The following is a 20,625-nucleotide window of genomic DNA, read 5'->3' as shown; positions in this document are numbered from 1 at the left end:
CAATCAGCTCCTCATGCCTCGGCCAGGTAGCGGTGCACCAGCATCACGGCCATCGATCCGTCGCCGACGGCCGCCGCCACCCGCTTGGCGGATTCGGCGCGCACATCACCTGCAACAAACACACCGGGCACGCTTGTTTCCAGGTGGTGCGGCGGGCGGTCCAGCGTCCAGCCGCAGACGTTGCGCAGGTCGGGGCCGGCCAGCACGAAGCCGTAGTCGTCGCGGGCCACCACGCCGTCCAGCCACTCGGTGCGCGGTTCGGCGCCGATGAAGATAAACATGCGAGCACATGCGACTTCCTCGGTCGCGCCGGTGCGTTGGTCCTCGAGGACCAGCCGTTCCAGGTGGCCGTCGCCGCACACTTCCTTGACGACGGTGCAGGTGCGCACCTTGATGTTGTCGATGGCCTCCACCTGCTGGATCAGGTAGTACGACATCGACGCTTCCAGCGACGGGCCCCGCACGACGAGCGTCACCGACTTGGCGTACTTCGACAGGTTCACCGCGGCCTGCCCGGCGGAGTTCGCGCCGCCGACGACGTACACCTCTTCGCCGCCGCAGTCGGTCGCGATCGAGGTGCTGGCGCCGTAGTAGACCCCGGCGCCGGTGAGCTTCTCGCATCCGATCGCGGGCAGCTGCCGGTAGGAGACGCCGGTGGCCAAGATCACGGCGTGGGCGTCGATGGAGGCGCCGTCTTCGAACCGGATGGTGCGCGCCGAACCGTTGACTTCGAGCGCCACCGCCTTGCGGGCGGTGATCAGCTCGGCGCCGAACTTCTCGGCCTGCCTGCGGGCGCGGTCGGCGAGCTGGCCGCCCGAGACGCCGTCGGGGAAGCCAAGGTAGTTCTCGATGCGTGAACTCTGGCCGGCCTGCCCGCCCGTCGCGGTGCGTTCGATCAGTACCGTCTTGAGCCCTTCGGACGCCCCGTACACCGCGGCCGCCAGCCCGGCCGGCCCGCCGCCGACCACGATGAGGTCGTAGAAGTCCTTGGACGGCGTGGTGGTCAGCCCGAGTTGGTCGGCGATCTCGGTGTCGGCCGGGGCCACCAATGTTTCGCCCTGCTCGGTGATCAGCACGGGCAGCGTCAGACCGTCCTGGTCGGCGGCTTCCAGCAGCCGTCGGCCCTCGGGTTCGTCGGCGCGGATCCACGTGTAGTACAGCCCGTTGCGCGCCAGGAACTCCCGTACCTGCGATGACCGGGCGTTCCATGGGTGGCCGATGATCTTGGTGTGGGGGATCACCCGGTCGCCGTCGGCGCGCCAGGCCTCGAGCAGCGCGTCGATCACCGGGTAGAGCTTCTCCTCGGGCGGATCCCACGGTTTGAGCAGGTAATGGTCCAGGTCGACGACGTTGATGGCGTCGATCGCGGCGTGGGTGTCGGCGTAGGCCGTCAACAGCACCCGCCGGGCCCGGGGGTAGAGGTCCATCGCCTCTTCGAGGAACTGGATGCCGCTCATCTGCGGCATGCGGTAGTCGGCGACCAAGACTGCGACGGTGTCACCGCGCAGTTTGAGCTCGGACAGTGTTTCCAGCGCGTCGGGGCCCGACTCGGCGCGCACGATCCGGTGGTCGTCGCCGTAGTGGCGGCGCAGGTCGCGCGCCACCGCACGGGATACGGCGGGGTCGTCGTCGACGGTCAGAATGACGGGTTTGCGAGACTGTGAGGTGGGGCCGGTCATCGGTAACAAGTATGCGCGCCACGTCCAATCGATATCGGCTCAGCTCAGGCGCCCTGACGTCGGTGTTCGGCGATTTTGGGCACCGCGGCCGAACAGGTAGTATGGACCGACGGTGCGGTCACCGCGCCGACTCCTGCGTGCCCCTGCTCCGGAACTGCTGGAATCTTGGAATTCCCTGCTCCCGGCTCACGTTTTGTAGTCGGAGCGGAAGCTGCGCCAGCGGCGCCAACATAGGGACGACGGAGGATATGGCCAAGAAAGACGGTGCCATCGAGGTCGAGGGCCGGGTGGTCGAACCCCTGCCCAATGCGATGTTTCGCATTGAGCTGGAGAACGGTCACAAGGTGCTCGCCCATATCAGCGGCAAGATGCGGCAGCACTACATCCGCATCCTGCCCGAGGACCGCGTCGTGGTGGAGTTGTCTCCCTACGACCTGTCCCGGGGCCGCATTGTTTACCGGTACAAGTAACTAGACCTAGAAGGATCGAACACAGCCGTGAAGGTGAACCCGAGCGTCAAGCCCATTTGCGACAAGTGCAGGGTGATCCGTCGGCATGGGCGGGTCATGGTGATCTGCTCCGATCCCCGCCACAAGCAGCGCCAGGGATAAGCGGTAGCTGCCAGACAACTTAATGACGAAATCCCAGTTCCACTGAGCGGATAGGCCGCTCGCGTACGTCCGGCACGGAGGCCGGACCCCCGCCGAGCCGGGGAACGGACTGGGACCAGACCTCCGCTTAGAAGAAGGAACACCGCCTGATGGCACGTCTCGTGGGCGTCGATCTGCCGCGCGATAAGCGCATGGAGATCGCGTTGACCTATATCTACGGCATCGGCCGTACCCGCTCCCAGGAGATCCTGGAAGCCACCGGCATCGACAAGAACATGCGCACCAAGGACCTGACCGACGATCAGGTGACCCAACTGCGCGATTACATCGAGGGCAACCTCAAGGTGGAGGGTGATCTGCGCCGCGAGGTGCAGGCCGACATCCGCCGCAAGATCGAGATCGGCTGCTACCAGGGTCTGCGCCACCGTCGCGGCCTGCCGGTGCGCGGCCAGCGGACCAAGACCAATGCGCGCACCCGCAAGGGCCCCAAGCGCACCATCGCCGGCAAGAAGAAGGCCAAGTAACCGATGCCCCAAGCCAAGAAAGCCGCCCCGAAGAAGGGCGCTGCCAAGACCCGCCGCCGGGAAAAGAAGAACGTCCCGCACGGCGCCGCGCACATCAAGAGCACGTTCAACAACACGATCGTCACCATCACCGACCCGCAGGGCAATGTCATCGCCTGGGCGTCGTCGGGCCACGTCGGCTTCAAGGGTTCGCGCAAGTCGACCCCGTTCGCCGCGCAGCTGGCCGCCGAGAACGCCGCCCGCAAGGCCCAGGAGCACGGCGTGCGCAAGGTCGACGTGTTCGTGAAGGGCCCGGGTTCGGGCCGCGAGACCGCGATCCGCTCGCTGCAGGCCGCCGGCCTCGAGGTCGGCGCCATTTCCGACGTCACGCCGCAGCCGCACAACGGCTGCCGTCCGCCGAAGCGGCGCAGGGTCTAGGAGGAATCAGAACTTATGGCTCGTTACACCGGACCCGCCACCCGCAAGTCGCGCCGCCTGGGCGTCGACCTCGTCGGTGGTGATCAGTCGTTCGAGAAGCGTCCCTACCCGCCCGGTCAGCACGGCCGCGCGCGCATCAAGGAAAGCGAATACCGCCAGCAGCTGCAGGAGAAGCAGAAGGCCCGCTTCACCTACGGCGTGATGGAAAAGCAGTTCCGTCGCTACTACGACGAGGCCGTGCGTCAGCCGGGCAAGACCGGTGACAACCTGCTGCGCATCCTGGAGAGCCGGCTGGACAACGTGGTGTACCGCGCCGGACTGGCGCGCACCCGCCGGATGGCTCGCCAGCTGGTCAGCCACGGGCACTTCCTGGTCAATGGCGTCAAGGTCGACATCCCCAGCTACCGGGTGTCGCAGTACGACATCATCGACGTGAAGGAGAAGTCGCTGAACACGCTTCCCTTCCAGATCGCTCGCGAGACCGCGGGTGAGCGGCCGATCCCGTCCTGGCTGCAGGTCGTGGGCGAACGCCAGCGCATCCTGGTGCATCAGCTGCCGGAGCGCGCGCAGATCGACGTCCCGCTCACCGAGCAGCTGATCGTCGAGCTCTACTCGAAGTAAGACTTCCCGTCCGTCCGGATGACGGAAGGGATTTGCGGCATCAAATAGCGGGTGCCGTAGAGGAGGAAAGAAAACATGCTGATCTCTCAGCGACCCACACTGTCCGAAGAAAGCATTGCCGAGAATCGCTCCAAGTTCGTCATCGAGCCGTTGGAGCCCGGATTCGGCTACACCCTTGGCAATTCGCTTCGGCGCACACTGCTGTCGTCGATTCCCGGCGCGGCGGTCACCAGCATCCGCATCGACGGTGTGCTGCACGAGTTCACCACCGTGCCCGGCGTCAAGGAAGACGTCACCGACATCATCCTGAACCTCAAGGGCCTGGTCGTTTCGTCCGAGGAGGACGAGCCGGTCACCATGTACCTGCGCAAGCAGGGCCCCGGCGAGGTCACCGCGGGTGACATCGTGCCGCCGGCCGGTGTGACGGTGCACAACCCGGACATGCACATCGCGACGCTGACCGACAAGGGCAAGCTCGAGGTCGAGCTGGTCGTCGAGCGCGGCCGCGGCTACGTGCCCGCCGTGCAGAACAAGGCGTCGGGCGCCGAGATCGGGCGTATCCCGGTCGATTCCATCTACAGCCCGGTGCTCAAGGTCACCTACAAGGTGGAGGCCACTCGCGTCGAGCAGCGCACCGACTTCGACAAACTGATCCTGGACGTCGAGACCAAGAACTCGATCACGCCGCGTGACGCGCTGGCCTCGGCCGGTAAGACGTTGGTCGAATTGTTCGGTCTGGCACGGGAACTCAACGTCGAGGCGGAGGGCATCGAGATCGGCCCGTCGCCCGCCGAGGCCGACCACATCGCGTCGTTCGCGCTGCCGATCGACGATCTGGACCTCACGGTGCGGTCGTACAACTGCCTCAAGCGCGAGGGTGTGCACACGGTGGGCGAACTGGTCGCCCGTACGGAGTCCGACCTGCTGGACATCCGCAACTTCGGCCAGAAGTCCATCGACGAGGTGAAGATCAAGCTGCACCAGCTGGGTCTGTCGCTCAAGGACAGCCCCGCCACGTTTGATCCGTCCGAGGTGGCGGGTTACGACGCCGCCACCGGCACCTGGAACGCCGACGCCGGTTACGACCTGGACAACGACCAGGACTACGCCGAAACCGAACAGCTCTAGTCCGCTTGTAATACAAGGAGTCACCAATGCCCAAGCCCACCAAGGGCCCTCGCCTCGGCGGTGGGTCCGCCCACCAGAAGGCGATGCTGGCCAACCTGGCCACGTCGCTGTTCGAGCATGGCCGGATCAAGACCACCGAGACCAAGGCCCGGGCGCTGCGGCCGTACGCGGAGAAGCTGATCACCCACGCCAAGAAGGGCACGCTGCACAACCGGCGTGAGGTGCTCAAGAAGATCCGCGACAAGGATGTGGTGCACACCTTGTTCGCCGAGATCGGGCCGTTCTTCTCCGACCGCAACGGCGGCTACACCCGCATCATCAAGGTGGAGGCACGCAAGGGCGACAACGCCCCGATGGCCGTCATCGAGCTGGTGCGGGAGAAGACGGTGACCGCGGAGGCCAATCGGGCTCGGCGGGCGTCTGCGTCGAAGAAGGCCGCTCCGGCCAAGGCGGCAGCTCCGGCTGCTGAGGAGGCTCCGGCTGAAGAGCCCAAGGCCGAGGAGACCGTCGCGGAGGTCAAGGCAACCGACGCCGCCATCGAGGAGGCGCAGACTGCCGAGGCCGAGGCTGAGGTCGCCGAGGAGAAGGCTGACTCCGACGAGGATGCCGACAAGTCCTAAGGGCATGAGCGACGACGAGCCCGCCATCGACTCCGATGGCGGGCTCGTTCGTCTTCGGCTCGATATCGCCTACGACGGAACAGAGTTCGCGGGCTGGGCGGTCCAAAGCGGGCAGCGCACCGTCGCCGGCGTGCTCGACGAGGCATTGTCGACGGTGTTCCGCACGCCGGTGCGGTTGTTCGCGGCGGGGCGCACCGACGCCGGCGTGCATGCGACCGGCCAGGTGGCCCATGTCGACGTGCCCGCTGGGGCGTTGAAGCATGCCTACCCGCGGGTGAGGCCCGATGGTCCGGAGTTTGAGCCACTGGTCCGGCGCTTGGCGCGGTTTCTGCCCGCCGATGTGCGGGTGCTCGACATCGTCAGGGCGCCAGCGGGTTTCGACGCACGGTTCTCGGCACTGCGCCGACACTACGTGTACCGGTTGTCGACGGCGCCGTACGGCGTGGAGCCGTTGCAGGCTCGGTATGTCGTGGCGTGGCCGCGCCCGCTGGATGTGGAAGCGATGGCTGCTGCGTCGCGAGATCTACTGGGGCTGCACGATTTCGCCGCGTTCTGCCGCCAACGCGAAGGCGCCACGACGATCCGAGACCTGCAGCGGTTGCAGTGGGTGCGCGACGGCGATCTTGTCACCGCATACGTCAGCGCCGATGCGTTCTGCTGGTCGATGGTCCGCTCGCTGGTCGGTGCTCTGCTGGCGGTGGGGGAGCACCGTCGTGAACCGCAGTGGTGCGCAAGCCTGTTGGACGCGGCGCGGCGCTCGAGCGACTTCGCGGCCGCTCCTGCGCACGGGCTGACGCTCGTCGGCGTGGACTATCCGCCCGATGACGAGCTCGAGGCCCGTACCAGAGTCACCCGCGATCTGCGCGTCGCCGAGTAGCCAGCGATTTCGGCGCGCGCAGTCGCGGTGAGCGCGACCAACTACGCCGAAATCGCAAGTTAGAGCTTGCTCGCGACGAAGTCGGCGGCCTCGTTGACCATCCCCGACGAGATGTACTGCCCGGCGCTGTGATCGCCCCAGTTGTCCGCCCATGTTTCGGGGTCGGCGGGCACGCAGACCGGGTCGGCGCCGTGACACTTCTCGACCGTCTTGGCCCCGTACGCCGGATTGATCAGGGGCAGCAGGCCGCCGATCCACGGTGCTCCGTTGCCGAACAGGGCGACGGCCGCGATGTGCTGATCCATCCCCGGCGGCAGCGGGCTGTTGAAGCCGAACGCCGAAATCGGCGCGGCCAGCACCACGTCCGTCACCGCCGCGCCCAGCGAGTAGCCGCCGATCACCAAGCGGGTGTCCGGACACGTGGCCGCCATGTGCTGGATGCGGCGGCTCATATCGTTGGCGCCCTCGTCCACCTCGACGTCGGCGGGGTAGTTGACCGCGTAGACGTTGACGTTCTTGTCGACCTTCGACCGCAGCGCGCTGACAAAGGCGTTGCCGACGCGGCCCACACCCGGAGACTCGGTGCGACCGCGCGCGAAGATCACTTCGACGTCGGGGCAGGGCTCCGCGTGTGCGGCCGGCGCGGCGCCCGGAGCGGTGCCGGGGAATGCCGCAGGCGCGACCAACAGGCCCGCGGCGGCGAGGACGGATGCGGCAACGCCGAACCACCGGCGAGCCCAGTTGCTGGAGCCACGATCGATACTCACCCAGCCGATAGTAGCGCTAACAATTGACGTAGTCGTTCGAATTGTGTTTGCCGTTACACTCGGCCGGCCACGAAACTCGCCGCCTGGCTGGCCATTCCGGATTGCACGTAGAGGCTGTGCGCGCTGACGTCGCGGCCCTGCGAGCAGATCGGGTCGGCTCCGTTGCACAGGTCGATGGCCTTGTAGCCGAACAGCGGACTGAGCGCCGTGATGGGCCCGCCGAGCCGGTTCGACGGGTTGCCGAAAACGGCAACGGCGGCAACGCGATCCGCCAAATCCGGCGCCATCGCGGGGGCCAGCGGGATGCCCACAGGCGCGCCGCCTGCGGCGTCGACCACCGCGGCGCCCTGCGAGAATCCGCCCAGCACCATCTTGGTGTCGGGGCATGCATCTCGCATGTACTGCACGCGGCCGGCGGCGTCGCGCGCGCCGTCCCCGATGCCGAGGAAGGTGCGGTTGGCGGCGTAGTTGACCGCATACGCGCCCACGCTTCTCGGTGCGATCTGCGATTGCAGCGCGCCGACAAACGCATCGCCGACGCGTCCGAGGCCGGGCGGTTCACCGGTGCCGCGGGCGAAGATCACCTCGACGTCGGGACACGGCTCGGCAGACGCGGTTGGGGCGGAGGAGATGGAAACCACGCCGGCGGCGAAAACGAGGGCGACAAGTGCCGCGAGCAGGCGGCGCCGAACAAGATCAGAATTCACAGGCAATGTTAACGCGGGAAACCGTCAAACCAATCCCGCGACGAAACGCGCGGCCTGCTCGGTCATACCGGAGCTGACGTAATCGTTGTGCGCGAACGGGTTGCGCCCGCGCGAGCAGATCGGGTCGCCGTCCTTACACAGGTCGATGGCCTTGCCGCCGAAGACCGACGACGTGAGCGGATTGCTGAACTTGGTTGCGGGGTTTCCGAACACCGCCACCGCGGCGATGTTGGGCAGCAGGCTCGCGGGCAACGGCGGCGCCGACCCGATGCTGCCGATCTTGTCGCCCAGCGGCGGGACGCCGGCCAGCATGTCCATGACCGCGGCACCCTGCGAGTACCCGCCGAGTACGAGCTTTGTCGAGGGGCACTCCTGCGCCATCTTGGCGATCCGGTCGGTGGCGTCTGCCGCGCCGTCGGCGGCGGCCAGGAAGTCGTACGACGCGGGATAGTTGACGGCGTACGAGGTGACGGTCCGCCCGCCGACTTGGCGGCGTAGCGCGTCGACGAACGCCTGGCCGGGGGTGCCGAGGCCCGGTGTGTCGTCGGTGCCGCGGGCGAAGATCACCTCGATGTCGGGGCAGGTTGAGGTGGATGTGGATGCGCGTCCGGACCGCGGGCCCGGCGAGGCGGCCCCTGGCGCGTGTTCCACTCCCGGCCTGGGCGGCGGTCCTGGTGCGGGCCCGGGTTCGGCCGCCACCGGGGACGCTGCGCCGGCGAGCACAGTGGCGGCAGATACGACGGCTGCCGCGATAGCACGTGGCAAAGTCACGCCGACAATAGTCACATACGGAGGCTAGCGGGGACCAACCGTTTGCCCGCTTTCCCATTCTTCGACCGGGCCGTCCGGCCACATCGCCTCGTCCAACCGCTCGCTGCGGTCGCCCTGGCGGGCCAGCGCGAGGCCGATCAGCACCACCGCGCCGCCGATGGCCTGGGTCGCGGTGATCGCCTCACCGAGCAGCAGCCAGGCCGCCAGCACGGCGAACATCACCTCGGACAGGCAGACCAGAGAGGCGAAGCGTGGCCGCAGCCGCGCGATGCCCATGATGCCCAGCGTGTAGGCGATCGCGGTGGGGATCAGGCCGAGCGCGATGACCGGCACCACCCACGACGTCGTCCACCCCGCGACGACCGCGTCGTTGGCGGTGAACCGCAGCGGCATCACCCCGGCCGCCCCGAGCACAGCGACCGCGGCCGTGCCCACGACCAGCCCGCCGGCCGCCAGCGTGATCGGGTGCAGGCCGTCGCCGTCGGCGGACGTGTTGTTGACGCGGTCGGACATCATGAAGTAGCAGGCCGCGCAGACCGCCGCCGCCAAGCCCCACCCGACGCCCACGACGTTGACGTGGGCACCGGAGAAGACGTTGAGTACCAACATGATTCCGGCCACCGCGAGGGCGACGCCGGCGAGCGTGAGGTTGCTGGGGCGACGGCGGGTGGTCGCCCACAGCCACGCGACGACGAGGATCGGCGCGGTGTACTCCAGTAGCAGTGCCACACCGACCGACAGGTGCGCGACGGCGTTGTAGTAGAAGAGTTGCGCGCCGGCGATCGGGATCAACCCATAGGCCACCACCGTCTTGGCGTGCTTAAGCGCCTGGCGTGCCCACCCGGGCGTCACGAGGGTGGCGTAGATCGCCATGAGCAACGCGCCGCCGGCGAGTCGGGCGGTGACGGCGGCGGTCGGGCTCCAGCCGGCCTCCATCAGTGATTTGGCCAGCGGGCCGGACATCCCGAAGCTGAGTGCCGAGCCGACGGCGAGCACCAGACCCAGCCGGAAGTGGTCGACGGCGGCGGGGGTCGGCGCGGCCATGACTACCTCCGGAGGTTGTAATGAGTAAACTGAGATTTGGTCATGACATTAACGCCGAAGGGAGTCATGAGTCAAATGATTTTCACTCATGACACGGAGCTCACACTGCGGGCGGCCTGTGTGCTGATCAACAGCGACCGGGTCGACGGTGAGCAGCTCGGCGACCTGGCGGCGCTGGACGCCTACTTGGACGGGTTCGGCTGGACCGGCCGGCGCGATCACGACGCCGCGGAGCTGGAGGCCGTGCACCGGCTGCGGGCCCGGCTGGGCAAGATCTGGGCGGCGGCCAACGACGAGGAACGCGCCGTCGAACAGGTGAATGCGCTGTTGTCCGACACCCGGGCGGCGCCGTGGCTGACCCGTCACCCGGAGATGCCGGAGTGGCATCTGCACCTGGCGTCGGTACACGATCCGCTGTGGCAGCGGATGGGCGCCGAGATGGCCATGGCGCTGGCCGACCTGATCCGTGCGGGGGAGTTGCGACGGCTCAAGACGTGCGCGGCACCGGATTGCGACGCGGTGCTGATGGATCTGTCGCGTAACCGGTCGCGGATCTTCTGCGATACCGGCAATTGCGGGAACCGTCAGCACGTGGCCGCATATCGCGAGCGCCGCGCGAAAGGGTAGTAACCTCAGCCAGCATGCTCGCCGGCGAGCGTGATCTCGACATCGTGCTTTACGGTGCCACCGGGTTCGTGGGCACATTGGTTGCCAGGTACCTGGCGCGAGTTGGTGCCGGAATTCGCGTCGGGCTGGCTGGCCGCTCCCTCGATCGGTTGCAGGCCGTCCGCGACACCATTGGTGGCCGAGCGCGGAAGTGGCCGCTGATCATTGCCGAGCTGAATCAGCCGGCGGCGCTACGGGAAATGGCCGCCCGAACGCAGGTCGTGCTCAGCGCGGTCGGTCCGTACAGCCGCCTCGGCCTGCCGGTCGTCGCCGCGTGCGCCGCCGTCGGCACCGACTATGCCGACCTCACCGGTGAAGTGCCGTTCGTCCGCGAGAGCATCGACCGATACCACCAACTGGCCATCGACAACCGCTGCCGCATTGTGCACTCATGCGGATTCGACTCTCTCCCTTCTGATTTGACGGCTTATGCATTGCACCGCCGTGCCGTCGACGATGGCGGCGGCAACCTGGCCGACACCACACTGGTGCTGCGGGCCTATTCCGGCGGCTACGCAGGAGGCTCGATCTCCACGATGGTCGAGTTGATGCGCATCGCGGCTGAAGATCCCACGATGCGACGCATGCTCGACGACCCGTACAGCCTGAGCCCTGACCGCAGCGCCGAACCCGAACTGGGAACCCAGCCGGACCTTCCGCTATGTGAGGGGTCCGCGATCGCACCCGAGCTGAAAGGGCTGTGGTTGGGCGGTTACATCATGGCTCTGTACAACACCCGCTGCGTTCGCCGCAGCAACGCGTTACTCGGTTGGGCCTACGGCCGCCGCTTCCGGTATTCGGAGACCATCACCATGGGGTCGTCGGTGGTGTCCCCCTTCATCGCCGCCATGTTCAACATGGGGATCGCCGGTGCGTCCAGATTCGGTGGCGAATATCTGCGATTGCTGCCCCGCGGCTTGGTCGATCGCGTCACGCCCGCCCCGGGCACGGGGCACGACGAAGGACCGCGTGGCTATTACAAAGTCGAGACGTACACCACGACCACGACGGGGCAACGCTATCGGGCGACGATGAGCCAGCAGGGCGATCCGGGCTACAGGGCCACCGCCGTGATGGCCGGTGAAAGTGCCCTGGCGCTGGTGGTCGACCGGGATCGACTGACCGATCGGTTCGGCGTGCTGACACCGGTATCTGCAATGGGCGAGGTACTCCTGGACCGGCTTCCGGCCGCCGGGGTGAAACTCGAAACGGCGCAACTGAATTGACGGGTCAGGGTAGGTAGAAACCCCGAATCCGGTGGTACCGTCCACGACCCAACAACGCGTTGGCTGCTTGCAGGCCCGACATCACGGCGGCTTCGATGCATCCGGCGTTCATCCCGGAGTCGGTCCAGTCACCGGCCAGAAACAGGTTGTCGTAACCGCTTTCGTCAGGCCGCAGTCGGTATTTGTCCGACCCCGGGACCGACTGCACGTAGCGGTCCGAGGGGTCGATGTTCACGCTGACGTGCTGGGTGTCCAATGCTGAGCTGCCACTCGCGCCGTCGGCGCCGCTGAGCAGATGCCAGGCGAAACCTCGCTCGGTGACCGCGCCGGGCAGGTAGAGCCCAACGTGGTGGTCGAGGTAGCGGACCGCGTGTGTGCGGACGTCGCGGCTGCAGCGGGCGACGTATTCGTCGTGGTCACCCTCTGGCGGCCACTCGGCGTCGAAGGCACCGCAAAAGTAGGCGACGGTGCGTGGGCTGTCGTGCTCCGGCCAGTCTTCGGCCCACAGCGTTTGGGGCATCGACGCCCAGGTGTCGAACGGGGCGACGTATCCGCTCGTGGTGACGCCGGGGCGGTGCCAGCCCAACGCGGATTCCTCTGGGCGAAGCCAGAGTTGAAAGGCCTGGGTGGCGACGGTGCGCATATGCGCGGTCATCTCCCGCCAGTCCGGACGGTCGACGATCAGCTCGTCCGCCACCAGCTCGACCATGCCCAGTGATACGGCCAGTACGAGCTGATCGAAGTCGACGCCGCGACGCAGCACGACGGTCTCGACATCGTCGCGATTGCTGAAATGTGATTCCAGACCGTCGATTCCGGCACTGCCGTCAATCTGATCGGCCAGCGGGGCGTTCGGGAAAACCGGAAGTCCGCCGACGGTGGTGAGAGGTTCGTACTCGTCAACTCCGTCTGCGAGCCGGACCTGACGGCCGACGGTGACCGCCGCGATGGCGTGGCGAGACTGGTCGAGATGCAGTGCGTCGACCCGGTGAAAAAATTCGAACCGAACACCCCGCCGGCGCAACACCTGGTACAGCGGGGCGATCACGACGTCGCCCATCCCGGCGGTCATCTTCCAGAAGAAGGCGCCTTTGTACTGGAAGAGCGCGATGCCGGTGAGCAGGACGGCCACCCCCGCCGCGAACGACGGCCGCTCGTAATCCCCGTCCTCGTAACCGAACACCATGTCGTACATGCCGCGAACCAGCGAGAAATCGAGTACCTCCGGGTGGGCGCCGTGCCGAAGTAGCCACTGGCCGTAGTCCTCGTCGTTGATCGCCCGGAACCCTCGCGGATCGGTGACCAGGTTGTCGACGATCAGGCCACGGGCGGTGGCGATCAGCATCGACAGCAGCAGCCAGATCCGCTTGTGGTCCGGTCGATGCGCAGAGTCGAGGGCCTCGCGGACCGAATCGGCGAAACGCCGCAGCACGCCTTCTCGAAAGATTTCGGCCGCAAGCAGATCTTCCCTGGTCGCCGATTCGAGTGCGGCGCGCAGCCCCCGCTGGACGATGTGAAGCCATTGTGTCGCAGCGGGATCGGAAGATGAAGACAGCACCAGTTCGCCCGATTCGTCGAGCGAATCGATGAAGTCGAGCAGCAATTCGGCTGCCCGGTAGAGGAATTCGACCACAGTGAACTCGCGACCCGTCGCGTCGGGTTCGCCGGGCAAGCGCTCGTTGCGGCTGAACTTGCCGGGCCACACCAGCCAGCCGTCGCCCCAACGGTCGGCCATCGCAAGATTGTCGGCGGGGATCAGCGCTTGGTCCCAGGTTCTGATTGGGCAGCCGGGATCGGTTGTGGCTCGGTCCAGTTCGGCGTAGCACTCGCGAAGCAGGGCGAAAGCATTCTCATACGATCCCAGCCAGACGTGAAGACCGTGCTCCTCGATGCGGCCGTGGGGCCCGCGGCTCGATGCACCCTTTCCACCGAGTCGCCAGCCGCGCTGATAGACAGTGATGGACTCGAAGCGATCCTGCCAACCGGGTTCACTGAGCCGCCAGGCAGCGCTCAGACCGGCCATGCCGCCACCGAGGATGGCCACCCGCTTGCGAATGCGCCTCACCGCAGCAAGGCTCGTGCGCGCGCCAACTCCGGCCAGCTCTGGTCGGCCGGGAAGCGGCTGAGCGCGTCCTGCAGACTACCTCGTGCGGACTCACCGAACAGTCTGTAATTGTCTGCGGCAGCACGTAGTTCGAAGACGGCGGAGCCCTGTCGTCGGGCCAATTCGATTGCGGCGAAAAGATCGGTGCGCTTGGCGTCTGGGTCGTCATACGTGTGCGCCCGCACGCGCAGCAACTCGGCGTCGTAGAAATGTATCCCGGTCTCGTCCGCCATCTCCAAAGCGAGCCTCATGCGTTCGCGCGCCTCATCCGTCCTGCCGGCGGCGGTGAGCAACCACGCCAAGACGGCGTCGTAGCACGCGAGGAACGTCTTCAATTCGGCCGCGCGCCACGCGTCGACGACCGCGGTCATGTTGTCGATGTGCTCCTGCAAGTCGGCGGGGAGAGCCTTTCCCGAAACCAGCGCGCTGCGTGCGGCCAGGGTGAGTTGGTTGCAGGTCGCCACCATCACGTATTCGTCGAAGCCGTGCTGCTCGCCTCGGCGGGCAACCTCCGCCGCGAGTTCGACCGCACGGTCAATCCGGCCAGCCTCGATACATGTCAACGTTTCCAGCCCGCGCGCGAAGCACAGTGTGAACGGGCCCTGGGGGAAGCGCAGCTTTTCGCACCGGCCTTCCACTTCGGCGAAGGCGGACTCGGCGCCGGCAAGATCGCCCTGAAGGAACCGCACGAGCCCGATCGCGGAGTACACCCCGGCAACCGGGTCGTAGGGCGCAAACCACGGCCCCTCGATAGAGGGCGAGCCGATGCGGTCGAGTGTCGCCGCGGCTGCCTCGAGCGTGGCGCGCGCGGTACCGAAATCGCCTTGGAAAATCTCCAGCATGCCCAACACCACATCGTTGGCCGCCCGATACCCTTCCGCCACACCCTCAAAGCTTCTCAACGCCTCCACCAGGTGGGTGGCCCGGCGGAGGTCACCGCGGGTGGCGCAGTAACTCCAGAGGGCACTGAACGTCGCGTACAGCTCCGGAGTGGGCTCGTCCCCGATGATCTGCAGGCACCGTTCGAACTCGGCGGCGACCTCTGCGCTCGCCTGGCCCGTCGCCGTCGATGCGAGGAAGCCGCGTTCCAGGCGAACGGCGACCTCGCGGCGATCGCGTGCCGGATTCGGTTCCATCCGCTCGATGTTCTCGAGTGCGCGGGTGAGGTGGCCGCGGGCTTCTGCGAGAGCGCCACGGTGTCGGGCGTTGGCCGACGCTTTCTGGTATGCGGAGGCTGCCTCGTCAAAGCGCTCGGCTTGTTGGTAGTGGTGCGCTACGAGTCTCCATTCCGGCCGTCCGTCGGCCGCGGTGGCGACGAGCGCGTCGGCGATCCGGCTGTGCACGCGGCGCCGCACGGTGGGCGGGGAGAGTTCCGCGGCGACTTCACGCAGAAGTTCGTGGTGGAAGCGCCAGCTGTCCTTGCCTGCGGCCCGCAGCACCCTGTTGCGCGTGAGTTCCGCCAGCACGTCGGTGAGTTCGCGCTCGCCGAGGTTGACCACGGACGACAGCACACGTTTGTCGATGCGGCTTCCCATCAGTGCGGCTGCTTCGACGACGACCAACGCGTTCCTGCTGGACCCCAGCCGCGCCACCAATGTCTCGTACAAGGTGTCGGGCACCTCGGTGGATTCGCTCAGGTCGGGGTGCCGCTCCTTGAGCTTGGCCACCACCTCTTCGATGTAGAGCGGGACGCCGTCGCATCGCTCCTGCACCGCCCGTCGGGCGTCTGGCTTCATCTCCGGGTGCAGCGCGCGAATGAGGGTGTCGGCTTCGGCGTCGCTGAGCGGGTTCAACTCGAACCGTGTCTCGTCGGACAGGGCCGGAACGTTGCGACCCGTGATGATGACGAGCAGCTGCCCACGGTTCTCCCGTAAGAGCGTCCGCACAACCTCGATGGTGTCCTCGTCGAACCAATGGATGTCTTCCACCAGCAACAGCCCGGGCCCGGCTCCGACGCACGCCAGCAGATAATCCTTGACCGCGGCAGTGATCTCGCCGTACAGCCTGTCGGCATTGGTCGTGACCGGTTTGTACCCGGAGGGGGGATCGATGCCGAGCACCGGGGCGAGTAACGGAACCATCGTGGTTGGATCCATCGCCCGGCGTTCGACCTCTGCCCGTAGTTTGTGCAGGCTCTCCGCGGGGTCGCAGTCGCGACCGATGCCGCAGCGGCGCTCGAGTAGCCGGCGCACCGGGCGCAGCCCGACGTCGGTGTAGAACGGGGATCCGAACAGAGCGAGCACCTCGGCACCAGATCGTTCGGCCATGTCCACGGCCGCGCGTGCCAGGCGGCTCTTGCCAATTCCGCCCTCTCCGCAGAGCACCACAGCGGGTGTGGGCAACGTGCCCGCGACGGCCTTGCGCCAAATGTCTTGCAGCTGTGCAAGTTCGCGGTCGCGGCCGACCAGTGGACCACGCGCGAGGCTGGCGACGTCGCGTTCGGCGACCACGCGGTAGTGGACGATCGGCTCGTCGAAACCCTTGACCTGCTTCGCGGGGCAGCTCTGTAAATCGAACTGGTCGCGCACCACCCGTTCGATTGCCGCTGAGACCGCGACGGTTCCCGGCTTGGCCAGGCTGCACATGCGGGCGGCGAGGTTGGCGCCCATGCCGTAGACATCGTCCTGCGCGATGTCGAGATAGACCAAACCGCGGTGTATGCCGACCCGAACATCGATGTCGAAACCGAAGCGTCGACGTACGCGTTTGCTCAGCCGGTCGATCTCATGCGTGATGTCCAGACCGGCCTGCACAGCCCGATGTGCATCGTTCTCGTGCGCTCGGGGATGGCCGAACACCGCAAACAATCCGTCGCCCTTTGTCGAGCAGAGGTGGCCTTCGTATCGGTTGACGATGCCGATGACCTCGTCGCGGTAGCGCCCGACAACGGTGCGGTAGACCTCTGGGTCGACCCGTGTCGACAATGCGGTCGAATCCACCAGATCCGCGAAAAGCATGGTGAGACGGCGTATCTCGCCGCTGTCCATCGGGGCGGCGAGCAATTCTTCCGCGTCGGGGTTCGCGCGGTCGACAGCCAGCACCTGCCCGGCCAGCGCGTTTGCTGTCGCGCGGTCGCCCTGATTGATTGCGCCCACCGCCCGATCGAGCAACTCATCGATCGCGGACTGGTTTTCAGAAGCGCTCACAGTCCGACGACGACCTCCATCTGGTCGGGCTCGGCGGTGCCGCTGGTGGCGGTCAGAAACACTGTGCCCTTGTAGTTCGCGCCGAGGAACCGGTCGTCCTTCAGCACTATTCGGTACTCGGTGAAGCCCGCGGGCAGGATCTCGGGTTCGAAGCCGAGGCTGTAGGGCGGAATCGTCATCGTGGGAAGGCCAACTCGTTTGAACGTGGAAGCGTTCAATTTCCGCGGATAGTTCGTTTGCTCCACCGTGATCGGATCGGTCTCTATCGGCGCGTCAGGCGATTCGGTGGCCGCCCACCATGGGCCGGCGATTCCGGCCCGCAGCACCGTCGCGAAGGTGCGCACCTGGAGGTCGAAGAGGTCATGGATGGTGACGATCCAGCCGTCCACGCCCCACTTTCCTGCCTTGTCGATATCCGACGCGTTTTGCGTGATCTGGTTGATCTCGTCGAGGTACCCCTGCAGGAACTTGTTGGTCTGCTTCCTGATTTGATCCGTTTTCATTGGCCGCCGTCCCGCCGTGCGTCGCTTGTGTGCCGGTTCCGGGGCCGGTTCACCCGCTCCAGGAAGTTCAGCGGTGCGTTGATGAGATGCCCGGTGAACTGTTGGCTGAAATCCGTGATGTCGGTGAGGGTCAACCCGCCCGCCATCCATTTCTCGGCGAGGTCGAAGTAGTCGTTCGTCAGGTCTCGGACCGCCTCGGTCCACAGACCGACCGCGGTGGCCGCGACATGCGTTGCCGGGCCGTCCTCGTCGGTAAGGCCGGCCTGCGGCGCCACTCCCGCTTCGTAGTACGCGAATTCCCGCGTCTCGTCTGGAGGGTGGGCTGCCGGGCCGAATAGGAATTCGTTGGAGGCGGTGCCGTACCCGGTGATGCACACCAGCCGTTGTTGCGCGAACGGGGACAAACCCTTGATATGGACCACTTTCCGGGTCCGCACGCGGACGCCTGGCTGATCCGGGTCGCGATCGGCGTTGGTCGCCCACATGTTGATGAAGCCCCTGTCGACGAGCACCTGGCCATCGCCTGGGCCTGGCGTGGGATCGTCGAGGTCGTAGTCAATCCGCGCTTCGCCCTTTCCCTCGCTGGGGTAGTACTTGAGCGCGGTGGTGATCCAGCTGCCCTCAAACTTGTCGAAACCGACCGATTCGAGGACTTGCCGCCAGCCGTCCGGTCGGTGAGGTTCAGGGCACGGGGTCATGCGCTGGAAAAAGTCGCTGTAGTTTCTAGCCCAATTGAACGGATTGACAACCTTTTTCAAGTTCGTCAGCGTGATGTCATCGGAACTCATAGCAGTGTCGATGACCACTGATTGGATCCCGTTGATCGTCCGAACCACGGCTCGGCACAACGGAATCCGCTGCAACACCGGGTCGACCATGCCAATGTCTGCGGTGGCACTTCGAAGGGTTTCGAAGTGCTTCCATCCGCCGAACTCGGACTGCGCGGCGGCGACAAAATCGGCCTTGCAGCCCTGTGCTTTGGCGAGGCTCGAATCCCAGTGTGCGGGGTCGTCGTCGGGTCCGATGGCGGCCACCACGCCGTCGAGCGCGTCCTGGAAATCGTCGTCATCAAACGAGGGCAGCGCCTGCGTGCCAGTGATCTGTTTGATGCGCGCCGCCGCGGACAACCCGTACAGCAGCCGGGATTTCTGGGGGTTGGTCAGTGGCGCTCCGGCTTGGGCCTGCTCGCCGATCCGACGGCATGCAGCTTGCAGGTTCGGCGAAGTTCTTGCGTTCTCGCGGAAGAAGAACTCCTCGATCTCGCGGTACCAGCCAGTGTTCGCGGAAGCATCAGGCAGGAAATCATCGAGCGCGGTGGCGACTGCCGGATCGGCCGCGGCCGCCTCGTCGAGCGCGCCATACACCTCGAGAAGATCACGTAACGCCGCCATCGCCCCTCCTGCCGCCGTCCGCGCAGCTAGCATACCGTGATGCGGGCGTTGCGGGGGGTTAACTGAGGGGGCGAGTAAATGGGCGTGGCCAGCGGAAACGGCGACGGACCGGGTAACGATCTGCCGTGGGCGTCGGTGTTCGATTCGGCCGCCAACATGCGCGCTCTCAGTGCCATTCAGTCAGAAGGCTTCCGGGCCGCCAGCGCGCTGGTCGATCGCTTCATCCGGCTCGCGTCGAGCGGCCTTCAAGCGAGTGAGGGCGTTTCCTCGCCGGAACCGCTATCGCGGGCCGAGCGCGCCGATCTATTCGGTGCCACCGACATCGAGCCGTTGATCCGGTCGTGGTGGGTGATGCTCGGTCAGTTGTTACTCGGCGCTGCTCCGCGGGCTGCTGAGACTCCGACAGCAGTGCCAGCCGCTTTCGACGTTTCGGCCGCCGACGCGAGAGGTCGGATCATGCTCGACGTGGTGGCGCCGGGTGTTGCGACGGCAACGGTGTGGCTACACAACACGGGGACGACGGACATGGGCCGGACCCGGCTGCGGTGCAGTGACCTGATCGCCGAGCACGGTGGCGTGGTGGACGCCGGGCACGTCGCCTTTGATCCCGCCGACATCCCGGTGCCGGGCCGTTCGAGCCGGGGCGTCGACATCTCGATCAACGTCGAACCCGACGTGCGGCCCGGTGTGTACCGCGGCATCTTGCTGACCGCGGGCCACCCGGACCTGTGGCTTCCGGTGGCGCTAACCGTTCGGCTCGAATGACGGACATCACTGACCGGTCCGAGCTCGTCGCCGGCGTCGAAGATCGGTTACGCAGGGTTGCCAAGGACGTGCGGCGCGCGATGCTGGACGCGTTGCCCGACGGTGAGCCGGTGCGGTGGCTGTACGGGCCGATGCGTGACTATCCGTCCCGGCCCGGGAAGGGCCTGCGGCCGGCCCTGTGCCTTTCGGCCGGAACAGTTTTCGGCGCAGACCCCGCCGACTTGTCGGGTATCGCAGTTGCAATCGAATTGCTGCACAACGCCTTTCTCATTCATGACGATGTGGCCGACGGTAGTCTGATGCGCCGCGGCAGACCCACACTCGCCGCTACCCACGGACTTGCCGCGGCGGTGAACACCGGCGATGGCGTCGCAGTGGTCGCCGGGCAGGTGTTGCGCCGAGCCACCCGCCGCTTCGATCGCGACCTCGCCGAGCTGGTATGGCAGGAATTCGACACGATGGCCTTGCGCACGCTGGAAGGCCAAGCGACTGAAGTGGGTTGGCTACTGGATGATGTCGAAGACGTCGGTCCGGATGACTACCTCGATCTCATCATGCACAAGACGTGCTGGTACACCACGATCCACCCGTTGCGCGTCGGCGCATTGGTCGGGTCGAGGGGCGAGGCCGACTTGGCGCCGTTGGTGCGCTTCGGGTTTCACTTTGGTGCGGCGTTTCAGATCCGCGATGATCTGCTCAACCTCGTCGGCGACGAGCGTACCTACGGCAAGGAGATCCTCGGGGATCTCTACGAGGGCAAGCGCACGCTGCCGCTCGTCCACCTGATGGCCAACGCCGACGGCGACGACCGCGCGCTGCTGCGTAACTACCTGCGGCGCACCAGGGCCGAACGCTCGGCCGAGCAGGTGCAGACGGTGCGCCGGCTGATGGACGACTACGGGAGCATCGCGTTCACCCGCGAATACGCCGAGGGCATCCTGCTGGTCGCCGAGGAGTACTTCGAGCAGGCTTTTGCGGTCGCCCAACCGGGCCCGGATCTGGACTTCCTGCGTGCGCTGGTGCCCTACGTGTGGGCCAGGTGGCGCTGAAACTGGTGA

The 20,625-nt window shown here is 66.4% G+C and carries 21 protein-coding genes; 12 read left to right on the top strand and 9 right to left on the bottom strand.

The window, feature by feature from the left end:
- Positions 1-11: 11 nt before the first annotated feature.
- Positions 12-1,679, bottom strand: a complete 1,668-nt coding sequence (locus CWS39_RS04790; protein WP_102141773.1) for an NAD(P)/FAD-dependent oxidoreductase — start codon at positions 1,677-1,679, stop codon at positions 12-14.
- A 248-nt stretch (positions 1,680-1,927) separates the two neighbouring features.
- On the opposite strand from CWS39_RS04790, the gene infA reads away from it, so the two are divergent.
- The 8 genes from infA (at position 1,928) to truA (ending at position 6,477) form a co-directional block, all read left to right on the top strand.
- Positions 1,928-2,149 carry a translation initiation factor IF-1 gene (gene infA / locus CWS39_RS04785; protein ID WP_003418601.1) on the top strand — a complete coding sequence of 74 codons (222 nt, stop codon included), beginning with the start codon at positions 1,928-1,930 and terminating at the stop codon, positions 2,147-2,149.
- Positions 2,150-2,176: 27 nt separating this feature from the next.
- Positions 2,177-2,290 carry a 50S ribosomal protein L36 gene (gene rpmJ, locus CWS39_RS04780; RefSeq protein WP_003879483.1) on the top strand — a complete coding sequence of 38 codons (114 nt, stop codon included), beginning with the start codon at positions 2,177-2,179 and terminating at the stop codon, positions 2,288-2,290.
- A 149-nt stretch (positions 2,291-2,439) separates the two neighbouring features.
- Complete coding sequence (gene rpsM / locus CWS39_RS04775; RefSeq protein ID WP_102141772.1) at positions 2,440-2,814, top strand: 30S ribosomal protein S13; 375 nt, start codon at positions 2,440-2,442, stop codon at positions 2,812-2,814.
- A 3-nt stretch (positions 2,815-2,817) separates the two neighbouring features.
- Positions 2,818-3,231: a 30S ribosomal protein S11 gene (rpsK, locus tag CWS39_RS04770; RefSeq protein WP_102141771.1), complete on the top strand. Its 414-nt coding sequence runs from the start codon at positions 2,818-2,820 to the stop codon at positions 3,229-3,231.
- A 15-nt stretch (positions 3,232-3,246) separates the two neighbouring features.
- Positions 3,247-3,852 carry a 30S ribosomal protein S4 gene (gene rpsD / locus CWS39_RS04765; RefSeq protein WP_102141770.1) on the top strand — a complete coding sequence of 202 codons (606 nt, stop codon included), beginning with the start codon at positions 3,247-3,249 and terminating at the stop codon, positions 3,850-3,852.
- A 75-nt stretch (positions 3,853-3,927) separates the two neighbouring features.
- Positions 3,928-4,980, top strand: coding sequence for a DNA-directed RNA polymerase subunit alpha (locus CWS39_RS04760; protein ID WP_102141769.1), 1,053 nt, complete (start codon positions 3,928-3,930; stop codon positions 4,978-4,980).
- Positions 4,981-5,006: 26 nt separating this feature from the next.
- A complete protein-coding gene (rplQ, locus tag CWS39_RS04755; protein ID WP_102141768.1) occupies positions 5,007-5,600 on the top strand; it encodes a 50S ribosomal protein L17 in 594 nt (197 codons plus the stop codon).
- 4 nt (positions 5,601-5,604) lie between these two features.
- Positions 5,605-6,477 (top strand): tRNA pseudouridine(38-40) synthase TruA, encoded by an 873-nt coding sequence (truA, locus tag CWS39_RS04750; RefSeq protein WP_102141767.1) that lies wholly within the window; start codon positions 5,605-5,607, stop codon positions 6,475-6,477.
- Between the two features lie 59 nt (positions 6,478-6,536).
- On the opposite strand, the gene CWS39_RS04745 is transcribed toward truA, so the two are convergent.
- Genes CWS39_RS04745 through CWS39_RS04730 form a run of 4 tightly spaced genes read right to left on the bottom strand, consistent with a single transcriptional unit; the run spans position 6,537 to position 9,766 of the window.
- A complete protein-coding gene (locus CWS39_RS04745; RefSeq protein WP_233213361.1) occupies positions 6,537-7,244 on the bottom strand; it encodes a cutinase family protein in 708 nt (235 codons plus the stop codon).
- Between the two features lie 53 nt (positions 7,245-7,297).
- On the bottom strand, positions 7,298-7,951 hold the full coding sequence (locus CWS39_RS04740) for a cutinase family protein (RefSeq protein ID WP_233213360.1): 654 nt from the start codon (positions 7,949-7,951) through the stop codon (positions 7,298-7,300).
- Between the two features lie 24 nt (positions 7,952-7,975).
- Positions 7,976-8,716, bottom strand: a complete 741-nt coding sequence (locus CWS39_RS04735; protein WP_233213369.1) for a cutinase family protein — start codon at positions 8,714-8,716, stop codon at positions 7,976-7,978.
- A gap of 30 nt (positions 8,717-8,746) precedes the next feature.
- Positions 8,747-9,766, bottom strand: coding sequence for an EamA family transporter (locus CWS39_RS04730; RefSeq protein WP_102141765.1), 1,020 nt, complete (start codon positions 9,764-9,766; stop codon positions 8,747-8,749).
- 75 nt (positions 9,767-9,841) lie between these two features.
- Here CWS39_RS04730 and CWS39_RS04725 point away from each other — a divergent pair, with 75 nt between their 5' ends.
- Together CWS39_RS04725 and CWS39_RS04720 are read left to right on the top strand one after the other, a co-directional pair.
- A complete protein-coding gene (locus CWS39_RS04725) occupies positions 9,842-10,393 on the top strand; it encodes a CGNR zinc finger domain-containing protein (RefSeq protein ID WP_102141764.1) in 552 nt (183 codons plus the stop codon).
- Between the two features lie 14 nt (positions 10,394-10,407).
- Positions 10,408-11,658 carry a saccharopine dehydrogenase family protein gene (locus CWS39_RS04720; RefSeq protein WP_102141763.1) on the top strand — a complete coding sequence of 417 codons (1,251 nt, stop codon included), beginning with the start codon at positions 10,408-10,410 and terminating at the stop codon, positions 11,656-11,658.
- Positions 11,659-11,662: 4 nt separating this feature from the next.
- Here CWS39_RS04720 and CWS39_RS04715 read toward each other — a convergent pair whose 3' ends face one another.
- Genes CWS39_RS04715 through CWS39_RS04700 form a run of 4 tightly spaced genes read right to left on the bottom strand, consistent with a single transcriptional unit; the run spans position 11,663 to position 18,802 of the window.
- Positions 11,663-13,723, bottom strand: a complete 2,061-nt coding sequence (locus tag CWS39_RS04715) for an FAD-dependent oxidoreductase (protein WP_142386806.1) — start codon at positions 13,721-13,723, stop codon at positions 11,663-11,665.
- Positions 13,720-16,908 (bottom strand): ATP-binding protein, encoded by a 3,189-nt coding sequence (locus tag CWS39_RS04710; RefSeq protein WP_102141762.1) that lies wholly within the window; start codon positions 16,906-16,908, stop codon positions 13,720-13,722. The genes CWS39_RS04715 and CWS39_RS04710 overlap by 4 nt, the downstream gene beginning before the upstream one ends.
- A complete protein-coding gene (locus tag CWS39_RS04705) occupies positions 16,905-17,411 on the bottom strand; it encodes a hypothetical protein (protein WP_102141761.1) in 507 nt (168 codons plus the stop codon). Before CWS39_RS04705 ends, CWS39_RS04710 begins: the two co-directional genes overlap by 4 nt.
- Positions 17,408-18,802, bottom strand: a complete 1,395-nt coding sequence (locus tag CWS39_RS04700; protein ID WP_102141760.1) for a hypothetical protein — start codon at positions 18,800-18,802, stop codon at positions 17,408-17,410. The genes CWS39_RS04705 and CWS39_RS04700 overlap by 4 nt, the downstream gene beginning before the upstream one ends.
- A 78-nt stretch (positions 18,803-18,880) precedes the next feature.
- Here CWS39_RS04700 and CWS39_RS04695 point away from each other — a divergent pair, with 78 nt between their 5' ends.
- A complete protein-coding gene (locus CWS39_RS04695; protein WP_233213359.1) occupies positions 18,881-19,567 on the top strand; it encodes a hypothetical protein in 687 nt (228 codons plus the stop codon).
- A complete protein-coding gene (locus tag CWS39_RS04690; protein WP_102141759.1) occupies positions 19,564-20,616 on the top strand; it encodes a polyprenyl synthetase family protein in 1,053 nt (350 codons plus the stop codon). The genes CWS39_RS04695 and CWS39_RS04690 overlap by 4 nt, the downstream gene beginning before the upstream one ends.
- Positions 20,617-20,625 lie beyond the last annotated feature (9 nt).

The organism is Mycobacterium hubeiense, from assembly GCF_002838065.1.
GTDB classification, from domain to species: Bacteria; Actinomycetota; Actinomycetes; order Mycobacteriales; family Mycobacteriaceae; genus Mycobacterium; species Mycobacterium hubeiense.
The sequence above is the reverse complement of the archived record's forward strand: the minus strand, read 5'-3'. Positions and strand labels throughout refer to the sequence as shown.